General features: G+C 76.8%; 13 protein-coding genes. 6 read left to right on the forward strand and 7 right to left on the reverse strand.

Translation table 11 applies throughout. The annotated features are described in order from the left end of the window. From ACQP12_RS19755 to ACQP12_RS19765, 3 genes are all read right to left on the reverse strand, one after another. On the reverse strand, nucleotides 1-969 hold the full coding sequence (locus tag ACQP12_RS19755; RefSeq protein WP_433280871.1) for a hypothetical protein: 969 nt from the start codon (nucleotides 967-969) through the stop codon (nucleotides 1-3). 107 nt (nucleotides 970-1,076) lie between these two features. Beyond that, complete coding sequence (locus ACQP12_RS19760; RefSeq protein WP_433280873.1) at nucleotides 1,077-1,862, reverse strand: isocitrate lyase/PEP mutase family protein; 786 nt, start codon at nucleotides 1,860-1,862, stop codon at nucleotides 1,077-1,079. Next, nucleotides 1,859-2,944: a cytochrome P450 gene (locus ACQP12_RS19765; RefSeq protein ID WP_433280875.1), complete on the reverse strand. Its 1,086-nt coding sequence runs from the start codon at nucleotides 2,942-2,944 to the stop codon at nucleotides 1,859-1,861. The genes ACQP12_RS19760 and ACQP12_RS19765 overlap by 4 nt, the downstream gene beginning before the upstream one ends. A 120-nt stretch (nucleotides 2,945-3,064) precedes the next feature. Between ACQP12_RS19765 and ACQP12_RS19770 the strand changes: the two genes are divergently transcribed. Then, a complete protein-coding gene (locus tag ACQP12_RS19770) occupies nucleotides 3,065-3,598 on the forward strand; it encodes a 2'-5' RNA ligase family protein (RefSeq protein WP_433280876.1) in 534 nt (177 codons plus the stop codon). A gap of 73 nt (nucleotides 3,599-3,671) precedes the next feature. Here ACQP12_RS19770 and ACQP12_RS19775 read toward each other — a convergent pair whose 3' ends face one another. Beyond that, the gene (locus ACQP12_RS19775; RefSeq protein ID WP_433280878.1) at nucleotides 3,672-5,891 is read right to left on the reverse strand and encodes a family 43 glycosylhydrolase; all 2,220 of its coding nucleotides are present in this window, start codon (nucleotides 5,889-5,891) and stop codon (nucleotides 3,672-3,674) included. Between the two features lie 130 nt (nucleotides 5,892-6,021). Between ACQP12_RS19775 and ACQP12_RS19780 the strand changes: the two genes are divergently transcribed. Beyond that, nucleotides 6,022-6,762: an ArsR/SmtB family transcription factor gene (locus ACQP12_RS19780; protein WP_433280880.1), complete on the forward strand. Its 741-nt coding sequence runs from the start codon at nucleotides 6,022-6,024 to the stop codon at nucleotides 6,760-6,762. 113 nt (nucleotides 6,763-6,875) lie between these two features. Here the strand turns inward: ACQP12_RS19780 and ACQP12_RS19785 are convergent, their stop codons facing one another. After that, nucleotides 6,876-7,481 (reverse strand): response regulator transcription factor, encoded by a 606-nt coding sequence (locus ACQP12_RS19785; RefSeq protein WP_357943020.1) that lies wholly within the window; start codon nucleotides 7,479-7,481, stop codon nucleotides 6,876-6,878. Next, nucleotides 7,478-8,620, reverse strand: a complete 1,143-nt coding sequence (locus ACQP12_RS19790) for a sensor histidine kinase (protein ID WP_433280882.1) — start codon at nucleotides 8,618-8,620, stop codon at nucleotides 7,478-7,480. Before ACQP12_RS19790 ends, ACQP12_RS19785 begins: the two co-directional genes overlap by 4 nt. A gap of 133 nt (nucleotides 8,621-8,753) precedes the next feature. Here ACQP12_RS19790 and ACQP12_RS19795 point away from each other — a divergent pair, with 133 nt between their 5' ends. Together ACQP12_RS19795 and ACQP12_RS19800 are read left to right on the forward strand one after the other, a co-directional pair. Continuing rightward, the gene (locus ACQP12_RS19795; protein WP_433280884.1) at nucleotides 8,754-9,581 is read left to right on the forward strand and encodes a hypothetical protein; all 828 of its coding nucleotides are present in this window, start codon (nucleotides 8,754-8,756) and stop codon (nucleotides 9,579-9,581) included. Between the two features lie 106 nt (nucleotides 9,582-9,687). Next, on the forward strand, nucleotides 9,688-11,490 hold the full coding sequence (locus ACQP12_RS19800) for a DEAD/DEAH box helicase (protein WP_433280885.1): 1,803 nt from the start codon (nucleotides 9,688-9,690) through the stop codon (nucleotides 11,488-11,490). A 54-nt stretch (nucleotides 11,491-11,544) separates the two neighbouring features. Here ACQP12_RS19800 and lon read toward each other — a convergent pair whose 3' ends face one another. Further along, nucleotides 11,545-13,881, reverse strand: a complete 2,337-nt coding sequence (gene lon / locus ACQP12_RS19805) for an endopeptidase La (protein WP_433280887.1) — start codon at nucleotides 13,879-13,881, stop codon at nucleotides 11,545-11,547. A 245-nt stretch (nucleotides 13,882-14,126) separates the two neighbouring features. Between lon and ACQP12_RS19810 the strand changes: the two genes are divergently transcribed. Together ACQP12_RS19810 and ACQP12_RS19815 are read left to right on the forward strand one after the other, a co-directional pair. After that, nucleotides 14,127-14,474, forward strand: coding sequence for a histone-like nucleoid-structuring protein Lsr2 (locus ACQP12_RS19810; RefSeq protein WP_357943031.1), 348 nt, complete (start codon nucleotides 14,127-14,129; stop codon nucleotides 14,472-14,474). Nucleotides 14,475-14,645: 171 nt separating this feature from the next. Beyond that, nucleotides 14,646-15,497, forward strand: coding sequence for a hypothetical protein (locus ACQP12_RS19815; RefSeq protein WP_433280889.1), 852 nt, complete (start codon nucleotides 14,646-14,648; stop codon nucleotides 15,495-15,497). Nucleotides 15,498-15,529: the final 32 nt, after the last annotated feature.

The following is a 15,529-nucleotide window of genomic DNA, read 5'->3' on the forward strand; positions in this document are numbered from 1 at the left end:
TCAGATCCCCATCTCGGCCTCGTAGGCGCGCCGGAACCGGCGGCGGGCGGCGGGCGCGAGGCACAGGTGCCAGGCCTGGCCCTCGTCGACCACGTTGATCTCGCCGGCCTCCTGCCGGGCCAGCAGCAGCTCGGCGAGGAGGTCGCGGGCGCCGAACCGCTCGTACCACTCCAGCTCCACGTCGGCCGCCCAGCCGAGGCAGTGGCCGCTGGGCACCATGGCGGCGTAGCCGAGCCGGCGCAGCCGGTACTGGTGCTCGGCGCTGCGAGCGAGGCTGGTCACCCAGAGCGCCGGGGTGCCGGGCCGGGCCGCACCGGCGAACTCCCGGCCCACGTCGTTGAGCAGCGCGATCATCTCGCGCCGCGCCCGGCGGAACCGCAGCCCGGCGGTACGCGGGGTGGCGTCCGGGCGCAGCCGCCGCTGGACCGCCCGCAGCCCCCGACCGAGGACCGAGGCGGGCTGCTCCTGGTAGCGGAAGGCGAGCAGCCCGCGCCGGCGCAGCCACTCCAGGTCGACCAGGTCGGTGCTGGCGTCGACCTGGCCGTCGGTGAGGAACGTCCCGGTGTCCCGCCACCACATCACGTCGATGCGGGAGAGCAGGAAGATCCGTACCAGCGCGGTGAGGTCGTGCGCCGAGCTGCGGGCGTTCGGCTGGTAGCGGGCCATCTCCAGCAGGAGGGTCTCCCGGGCGCCCACGAACCCCTGCGGGGTGGCGTCGAGGACGGTGGCGATGGCCGGCTCCCGCAGCCGCTGGTCGAGCAGCACCTGGCGGGCGGTGGTGGACGGCGCGTCCGCCAGTGCGCCCACCTCGACGAGCAGCTCCGCCACCGCGGCCCGGTACGCGGCCAGGTCCGGCTGCTGCCCGGGCCCGGTGCGGGGGCGGTCGGCCGGGGGCAGCCGGCGGGCGGGGGCGGCGGAAGCGACGGCGGGCCCGGGCTGGTGGCCGGGGCTTCGGCTGGGCACTCGCATGGTCGGCCCCTCTCCGGGCAGGACACGGCGTAGTCGAACCTGACCACACCGTAATCACCAGGATCGGCGGCTCCCCGAACAATCCTCCTATCTCCCCCCTAAGGTGCTCATCCCGCCGAGAGGCCCTGCACCCAGGCGTAATCCGGTGCGGCCGGCAGGCCGGCGTCCCGGCCGGCGCGGACGGCGTCGGCCAGGTGCAGCGCCGCGCCGAGGGCGGCGCGGAACAGCAGCGACCCGGTGCTCACCCGGGCCACCCCGAGCCGGCCCAGCGCGGCCAGGTCCGGTCCGCCCGGCCGGTGCAGCACGTTGAGTGGCAGCCCCACCTCGGCCACCAGCGACCCGACGGTGCCGTCCGGCGCGCCCGGGGCGAACAGCCCGTCCGCGCCCGCCGCCCGGTACGCCGCCGCCCGGTTCAGCGCCACCGGCAGCGCGTCGGGCACGCCCAGCCACCAGGCGTCGGTGCGGGCGTTGACGAACATCCCCGGCACGGCCGCCTTCACCGCGGCGATCCGGGCGGCGGCGAGGTCCACCGGCGCGAGGGTGCCGTCCGGCCGGCCGTCCTCCAGGTTCACGCCCACCGCGCCGAGCGCGGCCAGCTCGCCGACGTACCCGGCCACGGCCGCCGGGTCGGCGCTGAAACCGTCCTCGATGTCCACGGTGAGCAGCACCGGCAGGTCCCGCAGGCGGCGGGCCAGGTCGAGGGTCTCGTCGCGGGTCGCCCCCGTACCGTCCGGCCGGCCGGCGGCCGCGGCCACCCCGAGGCTGGTGGTGCCCACGGCCGGGTGGCCCCGCGCGGCGAGCGCCGCGGCGGAGGCGTGGTCCCAGGCGTTGGGCAGCAGCAGGGGCCGGCCCGGCCGGTGCAGGGCGCGGAAGGCGGCGGCGCGGTCGGTCATCGGAACATCACCTCGAGGCTGGTCGGGACACGCAGGGTGGGGTGTGGGTCGTAGCTCACCGGTTCGGCTCCCGGCGTCTCTGGTCCGGTCGACGTAGCCGGCCCGGCGAGGGCGGCCGGTGCGGCCGGGGTGGCGGGGTGGCACCGGTCGCGCAGCACGTCGAGGACGCCGGCGGCGAGGGCGAGGGCGTGCCGTTCGCCCGGGCAGCCCCGCGGCCCGGCGCCGAACGTCAGCACCGCGCCGGGCCCGCCGGGGCGGAACACGTCCGGGTCCGGGTGGACGGCCGGGTCCCGGTTGGCCGCGTCGAAGCGGAGCAGCAGCACGGCGTCGGGACCGATCTCCCGCCCGCCCACCGGCCGCGCGACCGTCGCGACCCGGCGGGTGGCGCGCACCGGCGGGTCCAGGCGCAGCACCTCGGCCAGCAGGTCGGCGGTGCCGAGCGCGGCCGGCGCGGCGAGCCCGTGCCGGACGGCGGCGCCGATCAGCCCGGCGGTGGCGTCGGCGGCCTGCACCAGCAGCCCGATCCGGTTCGCGGCCACCTCGGGCGGGGCCGGCGGCGACATGGCCAGCAACGCGGCCACCGCCCGGTCGGCGCGGGACACCACGGCCGGCTCGGCGCCCGGGTGGTAGGCGGCGGCCACCGCGGTCACCGCCGCCACGGCCGCCGCCGGATCGGCCAGGCCGAGCCGCGCCGCCAGCACCTCCAGGGGTACGCGCCGCGCGAGCAGTGCCATCACGTCGACCCGCCGGGCGCGGCCGTCACCGGTCGCCGTGTCGAGCAGCGCGGCGGCGGACCGGGCGGCCGCCGCGCGCAGCTCGTCCGGGTCGAGGTCGGCGAGCGCGGCGACCCCGATCGCGCGGCGGGCGGGATGCCGGTCCGGCGGGCTGAACCGGCTCACGGTGCCGCGCAGCCAGGCCAGGCTGCCGTAGGGCCCGCCGGGCGCGGCGGGCACCACGCACCGGGGGTCGGTCAGCACGGCGAGCACGTCGGCGTGCCGGGTGACCACCCAGCCGTCGTCGACGGGCAGGGGCGGCCCGCAGGCCGGCGTGTCGGGGGCGGGCGGGATCATCGGCCAACTCATCGCCCGACCGTAGGGCCGGCATCCTTCGGCCCCGACCGAACGATCGCACCGTCGCCGGCTCGCCACGGCGGCATCGCCCACGGGACGCCGCCGTGCACCGCCGGCGGCTAGCCTGACGGCGTGCGTACGGTCGAACTGCTCTGCTCGCCGGAGCTGGAGGAGGCGGTACGGGCGGCCTGGGACCGGCTCGCCGCCGCCGGCCTGCCCAGCCTGGCCCGGCACCCGCACCCGACCAACCGGCCGCACCTGACGCTCGCCTCGGTCGACGGGTTCCCGCCCGGCGCCGAGCAGCGCCTCGCCGACCTCTGCGACGCGGCGCTGCCGCTGCCGGCCCGGCTGGACCGGGTGGCGGTCCTCGACGGCAGCGCCCCGCTGGTCTGGCTGGTCCGTCCCACGCCGCAGCTGACCGCCCTGCACGGCGCGGTCTGGGACGTGCTCGCCGGGGCGCCCGGGCCGCACCCCTGGCACCTGCCCGGGCGCTGGGTGCCGCACCTCAGCCTGGCGCTGCGGTTCCGCGACGCCGACCGCCGCCGCGCCCGGGCGGTCGCCGGGCCGGACCGGCCGGGCGGGGAGTTCGTGGCCGCGCGCAGCTACGACAGCGACACCCGGACGGTGTGCGAGCTGACCCCGGCCTGCCCGCGCCCGGGGGCATGACCGGAACCCCCCGCCGCCGGGCGACCCCGCGCGACCGAGGCCGCCCGCAGCCGGACGGCCCCGGTCGCACCGGTCAGCGATAGAACCGCAGGTAGTCGAACTCCGCGGTCACCGCCGGGGTGGCGCCGCCGTGCGCGACCAGACCGATCCGGGGCGTGGTGCCGGCCGGGAATGTCCAGACCGCGCCCCAGGTCCAGTGCGTGCCGTCCCGGCTGGACCCGGCCCGGAACTCGTGCTCGCCGGTGACCCGGTCGACGTGGTGGGCCAGCCGCAGCCACGTCGTGGTGGCCGGGGTGCCGACGATGCTGCCCCCGTACACCGGCTGGCCGGCGAAGGGCAGCTCGTAGCCGTACTCGACCTGGCGGGTGTTCCAGATGGCCACCTGGGCGAGCCGGGCGAACCGGTCGTCGTCCACGTACGCCACCAGACCGGCCTGCTGGTAGTTGCGGACGACGTCCTCGCCCAGGTCGAGGGTCACCTTCGTCTCCGCCACGTAGTCGCCGGCGGGCGCGTCGCGCAGCAGCACGCCGGCCGTGTTGCCGGTGCCCACCAGGTCGGTCGACTCGACCGGCCAGCGCAGCGCGCCGCCGCTCACCGTCGCGGCCGGGTTGGGCCGGATCCACTGCCAGGCCGGGTCGAGCCCGTCGGAGAACTCGTCGGAGAACCGGGAGAGCACCGGACCGACGCGCGGCGGGGCGACCGGGTGCCGGACCGGGCGGTACAGCGCGGCCGCGCTGACGTTGTCGAACTCGGCCGTGCCGCCGTCGGCGCGCAGCGCGAGCGGGCCGGCTGCCGGCCTGGTGAGCGTCAGCGCCACCACGGCGAGCTGGTCGCCGAGGCGGGCCGGGCTCAGCTCGGCGACGAGCTGGCGGCCGCGTACCTCGACGGCCAGGTTGTGCCGGCCGGTGAGGTCGAGCCCGGCGGGCAGCGGCACGCTCGCCGTCGCGCCGCCGCTCTCGGCGGCGGTCAGCCGGCCGCCGCCGAACGTGACGTCCACCCGGCCGAGCCGCAGCCCGGCCGCGTCCGCGCCGGTGAGCCGCAGGTCGGTCTCGGCGCGCACGTCGCCACCGAGGCCGGCCCGGGCGGTCAGCGTGCCGGTGCCGGACAGCACGCCGCCGGTCACCCGCCAGCTTCCCGCGCCGCCCCGCCAGCCGCCCAGGTCGGCGGTGTCGAAGCGGGCGTCGATCCGGCCGGTGGTGACCGGCGCGGGCCGGGGCCCCTCGGAGGGGCCGGCGCCGGCGTTGACGGTCGGCCAGCCGTCCACCCAGTCGAGGCGGTCCAGCAGCATCGGCCGCTCGTTGATCCCGAACGGCTCGTCCAGGTACGGGTCGGCCCGGTCGATGGCGTGGTAGGCGATCCAGTCCTGCCCGGACAGGTCGGTGAGCACGGCGTTGTGCCCGGCGCCGATCCACCGGTTGCCGTTCTGGGTGAGCACCGGCGTGCCACCGGCGCGGGAGACGTCCAGCCGCTGGCCGTCCCGGTCCACGAACGGCCCGCGCGGGTCGCGCGCCCGGCCGACCTGCACGGAGTAGCCGGTGGCCGGGCCGGCGCAGCAGTTCGCCGTGGAGGCGAACAGCCAGTACCAGCCGTCGTGGCGCAGCACGTAGCCGCCCTCGAACTTGTTGTCGACGGCGACCAGGCTCGGCGTGCCGACCGCGCGCAGCCCGTCGGCGGAGAGCTCGGTGACCGAGATCCCGCCGTAGTAGCTGCCGAAGTAGAGGTACGACCGGCCGTCGGTGTCGGTGAACTGGCTGGGGTCGATCGTCCACAGGTAGCCGCCGCCCCCACCCGGCCGGGGTGCGACCACGGGCGCGTCGGCGAACGTCCACGGTCCGGCCGGGGCGGGCGCGGTGGCCGCCCCGATCGCGGTGTCGAAGGTGTCGCCGGAGACGGTGGTGTCGGTGACGGTCACGTACATGACCCAGCGGTCGCCGACCCGGCGCACGTCGGGCGCCCAGAACGCGGCCCCGGGTGCGGCGAAGGACGGCCGCTGGTCGGGCGCGAAGGCGTCGCCCACGTAGGTCCAGTCGACCAGGTCGGCCGAGCGGGCGATCGGCACGCGGTGCACCTGGCGTTCGCCCTCGCGCAGCGGGTCGGAGGTGCCGAAGGCGTACCAGAGGCCGTCGTCGCCGCGGACGACGGCGGGGTCGGCGAAGGTGTCGGAGAAGCCGGCCGAGACCGGGTTCCGGTAGCGGTCGGCCCCGGCGGCGGGTGCGCCCGCCGCGGCCGTGGACGAGGTCAGCAGCAGAGCGAGTGCGGCGGCGAGCACGCCACCGCGGTGGAGGTGTCCCATCAGGCCTGCCTTGGAGGTAGACGGAGGTCACTGCGGTGCCCCCGTTTCTACAACGTTGGAGACAACGATGTAAAGCACGACGCGCACGGGTCGGTGGGTACCGAACAATTCCCGTGCCAGCATTGCCCGCATGACCACCCGCACCGACGGCCGCACGCTGGCCGGGCTCGCCGCGCTGCTCGCCGACCCGACCCGGGCCGGTTTCTGCCTCGCCCTGCTCGACGGCCGGGCCTGGACGGCCAGCGAACTGGCCCGGTCCGCCGGAGTGGCCCCGTCCACCGCGAGCGACCACCTCACCCGGCTGGTCCGGGGCGGGCTGCTGGCCGAGGAGCGGCAGGGCCGGCACCGGTACGTCCGCCTCGCCGACCCGTCGGTGGCCCAGCTCATCGAGGACCTGGCCGGACGGGCGCCCGCACCGGCGACCCCGCCCCGCACGTTGCGCGCCGCGTCGGCCCAGGCGTCCCTCGCGTACGCCCGGACCTGCTACGACCACCTGGCCGGCCGGCTCGGCGTGCTGGTGCACGACGCCCTGCTGGCCCGGGGCGTGCTCGACCGGGCCGGCGGCCTGGCGCTCACCCCGGCCGGGATCACCTGGCTGGCCGACCTGGGCGTGCCCGTCGAGCCGCTGCGCGCCGGCCGGCGGCCACTGGTCCGGGACTGCCTGGACTGGACCGAGCGCCGCCCCCACCTGGCCGGCGCGCTCGGCGCCGCGCTGTGCCGGCGCTTCCTCGACATCGGCTGGACCGCACGGGGCGCCGGCCGGGCGGTCCGCCTCACCCCGGCCGGCCGTCCCGCCCTGGCCGCCGCCCTGGCGCTCGACCCGGCCGCCCTCGCCCCGCCCACGCGCGACACCGGCCCCGCCCGCGCCTGACCCCTGCCCCGCCCGCGCCTGACCACTGGCCGGCCCGCGCCTGACCCCTGCCCGCGAGCCGGCACACGGCCGGTGCGATGCCGCCACCCCGCGCGGGTGGCGACCGGCCCGGGTCAGAGCCAGCCGGCCTCGCGGGCCCGCCGGACCGCCCCGGCCCGGTCGGCGGCGCCGAGCTTCTGCACGCACGCCGCCAGGTGGTTGCGGACCGTGCCGGCCGCCAGGTGGGTCCGCCGGGCGATCACCGCGACCGGGGTGCCCAGCTCGGCCAGGCGCAGCGTCTCCAGCTCCCGCGGGGTGAGCGGGCACTCGGGCAGGGTCAGCGCGTCGGCGGCGAGGGCCGGGTCGACGTACCGGGCGCCGGCGTGCACCCGGCGGATCACGTCGGCCAGCGCGCCGCCCGGTGCGCCCTTGGCGAGGAACCCGCGCGCGCCCGCGCTCAACGCCGGCCGGAGGTGCGCCGGCCGGCCGTGCCCGGTGAGGATCACCGTGGCACAGCCGGGCAGCACGCGGGCCAGCTCGGCGGCGACCTGGACCCCGCCGGGCGGCGGCATCTCCAGGTCCAGCACGGCGACGTCGGGCCGGTGGGCCAGCGCGGCGGCCAGCGCCGCGCGGCCGTCGGCGGCGTGCGCCACCACCTCCAGGTCGGGCTCCAGGTCGAGCAGCGCCGCGAGGGCGAGGCGGATCAGCTCCTCGTCGTCGGCCAGCAGCACCCGGATCACGGCGCCACCGGCACGGTCGCCACGAGGTGGAACACCCCGTCCTCGGCGTACGCCCGGACGCTGCCGCCGGCCGGGGCGAGCCGGTCGGCCAGCCCCCGCAGCCCGCCGCTGAGCGCGTCCGGGCCGGCGCCATCGGCGCCGTCGTTGCGTACGGTCATCGTCACGAGGCCGTCCTCCCGGGTGAGTTCGATCCGGCACCAGTCGGCCCGGCTGTGCCGCAGCACGTTCGTCCCGGCCTCGCGCAGCACGGCGGCCAGGTCGGCGGCGACCGGCGGCGGCAGCTCGCCGGCCGGCGGCACCACCGTGCAGCGCACCCCGCTGGAACGCAGCACCTCCCCCACCGCGGCCAGCTGCTCACCCAGGTCCACGGCGCGGTAGCCGTGCACGGCCTCGCGTACCCGGGTCAGGGCGGACCCGGCGAGCCGGCGCACCTCGGCGGCCTCCCGGCCGGCCCGGGCCGCGTCGACGGGCGCGAGCCGCTCGGCCAGCTCGGCCTTGAGCGCGATCACGGTGAGGTCGTGGCCCAGCAGGTCGTGCACGTCCCGGGCGAAGCGCAGCCGCTCCTCGGCGGCGGCGAGGCGGGCCCGGGCGGCCTGCCCCTGCCGGGCCTCGACGACCAGGCCCCAGAACCAGGCCTGGAGCCAGGTGACCGCGGCGATCCCGGCGCCGACGCCGCCGGTCACGAGGAGGGCGGTGGGCAGCGGCCCGCCGGTCGCCAGCGTCACAGCGGCCGAGGCGCCGAGCACCCCGGCCGCCGCGAGCAGCGCGGGCAGCGGCCGGAACAGCAGCGGGGACATGCCGACCAGGGACGCGCCCAGCCACGCCCAGGTGGGCCAGGCGCCCGCGGCGACCGGGCCGACCAGCGGCAGGCTGAGCAGGGCGGCCACCGCCAGCGCGGCGTGCCGGCGGCGCCGGCCCCGCCCGGCGAGCCAGGGGGTGACCGCCGCGTGCAGCACCGCCGCCTGGGCGGCGGTGACGGCGGCGAGCCCGACCACGCCGAGCGCCAGCCGCAGCGGGTCCGGCTCGCGGGCCAGCCCGACGCCCGGCAGCAGCAGGGTGGTCCCGACGTTCGTCGCCAGCGACACCAGGGTGAGCTGCCGGGCCCGCCGCAGCCGGCGATCCGCCGCGTCGACCGTCATGTCCGCCGATCCTAGGGCCGCCGGCCGCCCGGTTCACCCCTGCGGGATGTCACGCCGAACCCGTGCGCGACGCACGGCCTTCCGGTGACGGACGCGGATGGTTCCGCGCGCGGGGCGCCGGCAGGCTCGGGGCATGACGGAGACGACGGTACGGGTACCCCTGCGGGCGGACGCCCGACGGCTGGCCGTCCACCTGGCCGGGATGGTCGTGGCGATGGTGGTCGGCATGCTGCTGCTCGACCCGCTGTGGCGGGTCGGCGCCGAGCGGCTGGGCGGCGCGGACGCGCTCGCCCGGACGGATGTCGGCGCGCTGGTGATGGCGACGAACATGGGGCTGGGCATGGCCGCCTGGATGTGGCACCGCGGCCACGGACGGGCCGCCACGGCCGAGATGGTGGCCGTCATGTACGTCCCGTTCCTGCTGCTGCTCCCGCCCTGGTGGGCCGGGCTGGTCGGGGACGACGTGCTGATGCTCGGCGGCCACCTGCTGATGCTGCCGGCCATGGCGCTGGTGGCGCTGCGGCACCGGCACGCGCATCCGGCGCCGGCCCACCGCCATCCGGTGGCCGCGGCGGTGGCGCGCCGGTGGCCGACCGGGTTGGCCCTGCTCATGACGGTCGACCTCTGGGTCGCGCCGACCGTGTTCTCCCCGTGGACGCTGCTGGTGCTCCCGGGCGGCTACCTGCTCATCGGCACCTGGCGGCGGCAGTGGGGCGACCGCCGGAACGTGGCGTGGCAGCTCGCCGGGCTGGCCGGCTGGGGCGGCCTGGCCGCGGTCGCCCTGCTCGGGCCGGACGGCCTCGCCGGCGTGCTGGTCGGCCTCGGCTGGCTCGGGCACGCCGCCTGGGACCTGGCGCACCACCGCAGCGGCCGGGTGGTGCCCCGGGGGTACACGGAGTGGTGCGGGGTGCTGGACGTCGTCGTCGGGACGACCGTCCTGCTGGCGGTCCTGTCCGGGTGATCCGGCCGGGGCACGGGGCCCGGCCGGATCGCCCGCGACGTGGCGGGGGCGACGGTTTGCGGCAGTCGCCGCGACGGCCGGGCGGGGGTGATGAAAGGCTTGCCCCATGAGTTCCGCACCAACCCCGACCGATCCCGCCCAACCCGCCGAGGACGAGGCCGCCGCCTTCGCGGACCTCGGGCTGCGCACCGAGCTGCTGAACGCGCTCGCCGTCCTCGGCTACGAGGAGCCGACCCCGATCCAGCGGGAGGCGATCCCGCCGCTGCTCGCCGGCCAGGACCTGCTCGGGCAGGCCGCCACCGGCACCGGCAAGACCGCCGCGTTCGCCCTGCCGCTGCTGCAGCGGATGCCCGACGACCGGCCCGGCGGGGAGCCGGTGTCGCTCGTGCTGGTGCCGACCCGGGAGCTGGCCGTGCAGGTCTCCGAGGCGTTCCACCGCTACGGCAAGGACCTGGGCGCCCGGGTGCTGCCGATCTACGGCGGCCAGCCGATCGGCCGGCAGCTGCGCGCCCTCGACGCCGGCGTGGACGTGGTGGTGGCGACGCCGGGCCGAGCGCTGGACCACATCGCCCGGGGCACCCTGCGGCTGGGCTCGCTGGCCACGGTGGTGCTGGACGAGGCGGACGAGATGCTCGACATGGGCTTCGCCGAGGACATCGAGGCGATCCTGGAGCACGCCCCGGCCGGGCGGCAGACCGTGCTCTTCTCGGCCACCATGCCGGCTCGGATCGACGGGCTGGCACGCAAGCACCTGACCGACCCGGTGCGCATCCAGATCGAGCGCGAGCGGCCGGTCGCGGGTGAGGCGCCCCGGGTGCGGCAGAGCGCGTACATCGTGGCGCGGGCGCACAAGCCGGCGGCCCTGGGCCGGGTGCTGGACGTGGAGTCGCCCACCGCGGCGATCGTGTTCTGCCGCAGCCGGGAGGAGGTGGACCGGCTCACCGAGACGATGAACGGCCGGGGCTACCGGGCCGAGGCGCTGCACGGCGGGATGAGCCAGGAGCAGCGGGACCGGGTGATGGGCCGGCTGCGCTCGGGCACGGCCGACCTGCTGGTCGCCACCGACGTGGCGGCCCGCGGTCTGGACGTGGAGCAGCTCACCCACGTGGTCAACTACGACGTCCCGTCGGCGCCCGAGTCGTACGTGCACCGGATCGGCCGGGTGGGCCGGGCCGGCCGGGAGGGTGTGGCGATCACCCTGGCCGAGCCGCGCGAGCACCGGATGCTCAAGACCATCGAGCGGGTCACCGGCCAGCGCATCGCGGTCGACAAGATCCCCACGGTGGCCGACCTGCGGACCCGGCGGCTGGAGCTGACCCAGGCGGCGCTGCGGGAGTCGCTGCTGGAGGACGACCTGGAGCCGTTCCGGGCGATCGTCGAGTCGCTGACCGACGAGTTCGACCTCATGGAGGTCGCGCTGGCCGCGGTGCGGCTGGCCCACGAGGCGACCCTGCCCGGCACGGCCGACGAGGAGGAGGAGATCCCGCAGGTCGCGGTCCGCCCGACCCGCGAACCCCGACCCGGGTACGACGCCCGGGAGCGGCGCGGCGGCGCGCGTCCCCGCACCGGCGGCACCACGCAGGTCTTCATCGGCCTGGGCCGGCGCGCCGGGGTGCGCCCGCAGGACCTGGTCGGTGCGATCACCGGGGAGACCGGGGTCAACGGCCGGGACATCGGCTCGATCGAGATCGCCGACCGGTTCTCCCTGGTCGAGGTCCCGTACGGGGTCGCCGACGAGGTGATCCAGGGCCTGCGCGGCAGCACCATCAAGGGCCGCAAGGCCACCGTCCGCCGGGACCGGGACGGCGACGGCGGCGGCGGCGAGCGCCGCTTCGACGGTGACCGCCGGGAGCGGCGCGGCCGGGACGGCGACGGTGGCGAGCGGCGGGAGCGCCGGGACCGCTGGTGAGCACGGCCGAGGCCCCCGGTCCGGGTGGACCGGGGGCCTCGGCGTGTCGGGAGGTCAGGCCGCGGCGAGCGGCTGGCCGCCCAGGGTCTCCGCGTCGACCTCGGCCGGGCGCAGCGCCAGGGCGAGCACGTCGGCCACGTCGGCGAGGGTGTGGACGGTCAGCGCCTCGCGGACCTCGGCGGGCAGGTCGTCCAGGTCCGGCTCGTTGCGCTTCGGGATGATCACCTCGGTCAGGCCGGCCCGGTGGGCGGCGAGCAGCTTCTGCTTCACGCCGCCGATGGGCAGCACCCGGCCGGAGAGGGTCACCTCGCCGGTCATCCCGAACTCGGGCCGGACCGGCCGGCCGGTCACCAGGGACGCCAGGGCGGTGACCATGGTGATGCCGGCGCTGGGCCCGTCCTTGGGCACCGCACCCGCCGGGAAGTGCACGTGGATCCGCCGCCCGGCGAGGGCGTTCGGGTCGATGCCGAGGCGTCGCCCGTTGGAGCGCAGGTACGACAGCGCGATGTGCGCCGACTCCTTCATGACGTCGCCCAGCTGACCGGTGAGGGTCAGCCCCGGCTCGCCCTCCATGCCGGTGGCCTCGATGAAGAGCACGTCACCGCCGGCGCCGGTGACCGCCAGGCCGGTGGCCACGCCGGGCACCGCCGTCCGCTCGGCCGACTCCGGGGTGAACTTCGGCCGGCCCAGGTAGCGGGCGAGGTTGCCGGTGTCGACGCGGACCGGCGCCGGGTCGGACGCCAGCGCCACGGTGACCTTGCGCAGGATCTTCGCCAGGGCACGTTCGAGCTGCCGGACGCCGGCCTCCCGGGTGTACTCACCCGCGATCAGCGCCAGCGCGTCGTCGGCGACGGTGACCTCCTCGGCGGTCAGCCCGGCCCGCTCCCGCTGCCGCGGCAGCAGGTGGTCCCGGGCGATGGCCACCTTCTCGTCCTCGGTGTAGCCGTCCAGGGTGACCAGCTCCATCCGGTCCAGCAGCGGGCCGGGGATGCTGTCCACCACGTTGGCGGTGGCCAGGAAGAGCACGTCGGACAGGTCGAGGTCGACCTCCAGGTAGTGGTCCCGGAAGGTGTGGTTCTGCGCCGGGTCGAGCACCTCCAGCAGGGCCGCGGCCGGGTCGCCGGAGTAGCCGGCGGCCAGCTTGTCGACCTCGTCGAGGAGCACGACCGGGTTCATCGAGCCGGCCTCGCGCAGCGCGCGGACGATCCGGCCGGGCAGCGCGCCCACGTAGGTGCGCCGGTGGCCGCGGATCTCGGCCTCGTCGCGGACGCCGCCGAGGGAGACCCGGACGAAGGTGCGGCCGAGTGCCCGCGCGACGGACTCGCCGAGGCTGGTCTTGCCGACGCCGGGCGGGCCGGCCAGGGCGAGCACCGCCCCGGAGCCGCGGCCGCCGACCACGCCGAGGTTGCGCTCGGCGCGCCGGTTACGCACCGCCAGGTACTCCAGGATGCGGTCCTTCACGTCGGTCAGGCCGGCGTGGTCGGCGTCGAGCACCGCACGCGCCGCGGCCAGGTCGGTGTTGTCCTCGGTACGCGTGTTCCACGGCATCTCGAGGACGGTGTCCAGCCAGGTCCGGATCCAGCCCGCCTCCGGGGAGGCGTCACTGGCCCGCTCCAGCTTGCCGACCTCGCGCAGGGCCGCCTCGCGGACCTTCTCGGGCAGGTCGGCCGACTCCACCCGGGAGCGGTAGTCGGCGGAGCCGTCCGGCTCGTCCTCGCCGAGTTCCTTGCGGATCGCGGCGAGCTGCTGGCGGAGCAGGAACTCGCGCTGCGACTTCTCCAGCCCCTCCCGGACGTCACTGTTGATGCGCTCGGTGACCTCCTGCTCGGCCAGGTGGTCCTTCACCCAGCCGACCAGCAGCTCCAGCCGGGCGGTCACGTCCGGGGCGGCGAGCAGCTCGGTCTTCTGCGCCAGCGTCAGCCAGGGCGCGTAGCCGGCCGCGTCGGCCAGCTCGGAGAGGTCGGTCATCCGCTCCATGGCGTCGATGACCTGCCAGGCGCCGCGTTCCTGGAGCACCGAGGTCATCAGCGCGCGGTACTCGCGGGCGAGTTCCCGGGCCCGGCCGGCCGGGGCGGGTTCGTCGAGGGTGGTCGCCTCGACCCAGAGGGCGGCGCCCGGTCCGGGCACGCCGGAGCCGATCCGGGCCCGGGCGAGGCCGCGGACCACGGCGGCCGGCTCGCCGCTGGGCAGCCGACCCACCTTCTCGATGGTGGCGATCACGCCGACCGAGCCGTACTCGCCGTCGAGGCGGGGCACGGCCAGCAGCTCCTTGTCGCCGCTGGCGCGGGCCGCGTCGACCGCGGCCTGGGTGGTCGGGTCGAGGGTCACCGGGATGACCATGCCGGGCAGCAGGACGGCGTCGGTCAGGGGCAGTACCGGAAGAGTTGCCATCGAACACCTGCTATCGGGTTGAGTTGAGCGTGACAGGCTCAAGTAACAAACCGTCTCCCTTGTTCCGGCTTGTGACCCATGCCACTCCCGCCGCCCCGGCGAACCCGCCGCGCGCACGAAGACGCATTTGACGGCACGCGGATAACCCGACCCGCCGAATGGCGAAGGACGGGTATTGTTGCGAAATTGCCGCGAGATACGTCAAACTCATAGCCACACCCCGCCCGACACAGGGAGTAATGGCGATGGCAAGGAAAGTAATCACCGTTCTGACCGACGACCTCGACGGCGGAAAGGCCGATCGGACCGTCGAGTTCAGCCTGGACGGCGTGGCGTACACGATCGACGTCTCCGACGAGAACGCCGGCGTCCTGCGCAAGGCGCTGGACCCGTACATCAGCGCTGGCCGGCGGATCGGTCGCGGCCCGGTGGAGGCCGGTCGCGCCACCCGTGGGGGCGCCCGCCCGAGCACCTCGGGAATGGACCGCGAGCAGAACCGCGCCATCCGGGAATGGGCCGTCAAGAACGGCTACGAGATTTCCGAGCGGGGCCGCATCCCCGTCTCGGTCGTGGAGGCCTACAAGAACCGCTGAACCCTCCCGGTTCACCGTCGGGCACCCCGGGGTCACGCTGAGAAATCGGCGTGACCCCGGTCGGCTTTTCCCGGCGTTAACAATTTTCAGCCGGGCGGGGTGCCCCGGCAGCGAACTTCATCCCGCGTCGGCCCTCCCGCAGGTCCGCGCCCCCCACCCGGGAGTCCATCGGTGCACGTCAGCATGGCGACCAGCGCCGGCACGGCCGGCCGGCCGAACGAGGACTTCGCCGGCGCCGTCCCCGGCGCCGCGGTGCTGCTCGACGGCGCCGGCATCGCGGGGACGGAATCGATCTGCCACCACGGCGTCGCCTGGTACACGCACCGGCTCGGCGGCGCGCTGCTCGGCCGGCTGTCGCGCGGCGACGGGCGGGACCTCGCGACGATCCTCGCCGCCGCGATCGACGAGATCGCCGCGGAGCACCGCGGCACCTGCGACATCACGAACCCCGCCAGCCCACAGGCGACCGTGGCGATCGTCCGCGCCCACCGGGGCCGCCTCGACCACCTCCTGCTCGCCGACTCCTTCCTCGTCCTCGACCAGGTCGGCGGCGGTCCGCGGGTCCTCACCGACGAGCGTGAGGTCACGGCGAGACGGGTCTGCTCGGCACCGCTGGAGGGCGTTCCCGGCGGGACGCCGGAGTACGACCGCGTCCACGCCTCCTGCGTCGAGGCGCTGCGCGCCCGCCGGAACCAGCCGGGCGGCTACTGGATCGCCAAGGACGACCCGCACGCCGCGGAGGAGGCGGTGACCGGCAGCCACCCCCTGCGCGACCTGGCCGGCGTCGCGCTGCTCAGCAACGGCGCGAGCCGCGTCGTGCGCCCGTACGCCCTGACCGACTGGGCCGGTGTGCTGGGCCTGCTCGCCGCCGGCGGGCCGGACGAGATCGTCGGTCGCGTGCGACGGGCCGAAGCCGACAGCCCGGCCGGCCCCGCCGCGCCGGACGACGCCACGGTCGTGCACTGCACCGACCTGGCCGGCTTCGAGGTCGGCGACGCGTCGGGGACGGCCGGGGACGGTTGAGGCCGCCACGGGAGGGCGCGCACGGAACGGCC

Origin of the sequence: Micromonospora sp. CA-244673 (genome assembly GCF_050948395.1) — a bacterium.
In the GTDB taxonomy this organism is placed as follows: Bacteria; Actinomycetota; Actinomycetes; order Mycobacteriales; family Micromonosporaceae; genus Micromonospora.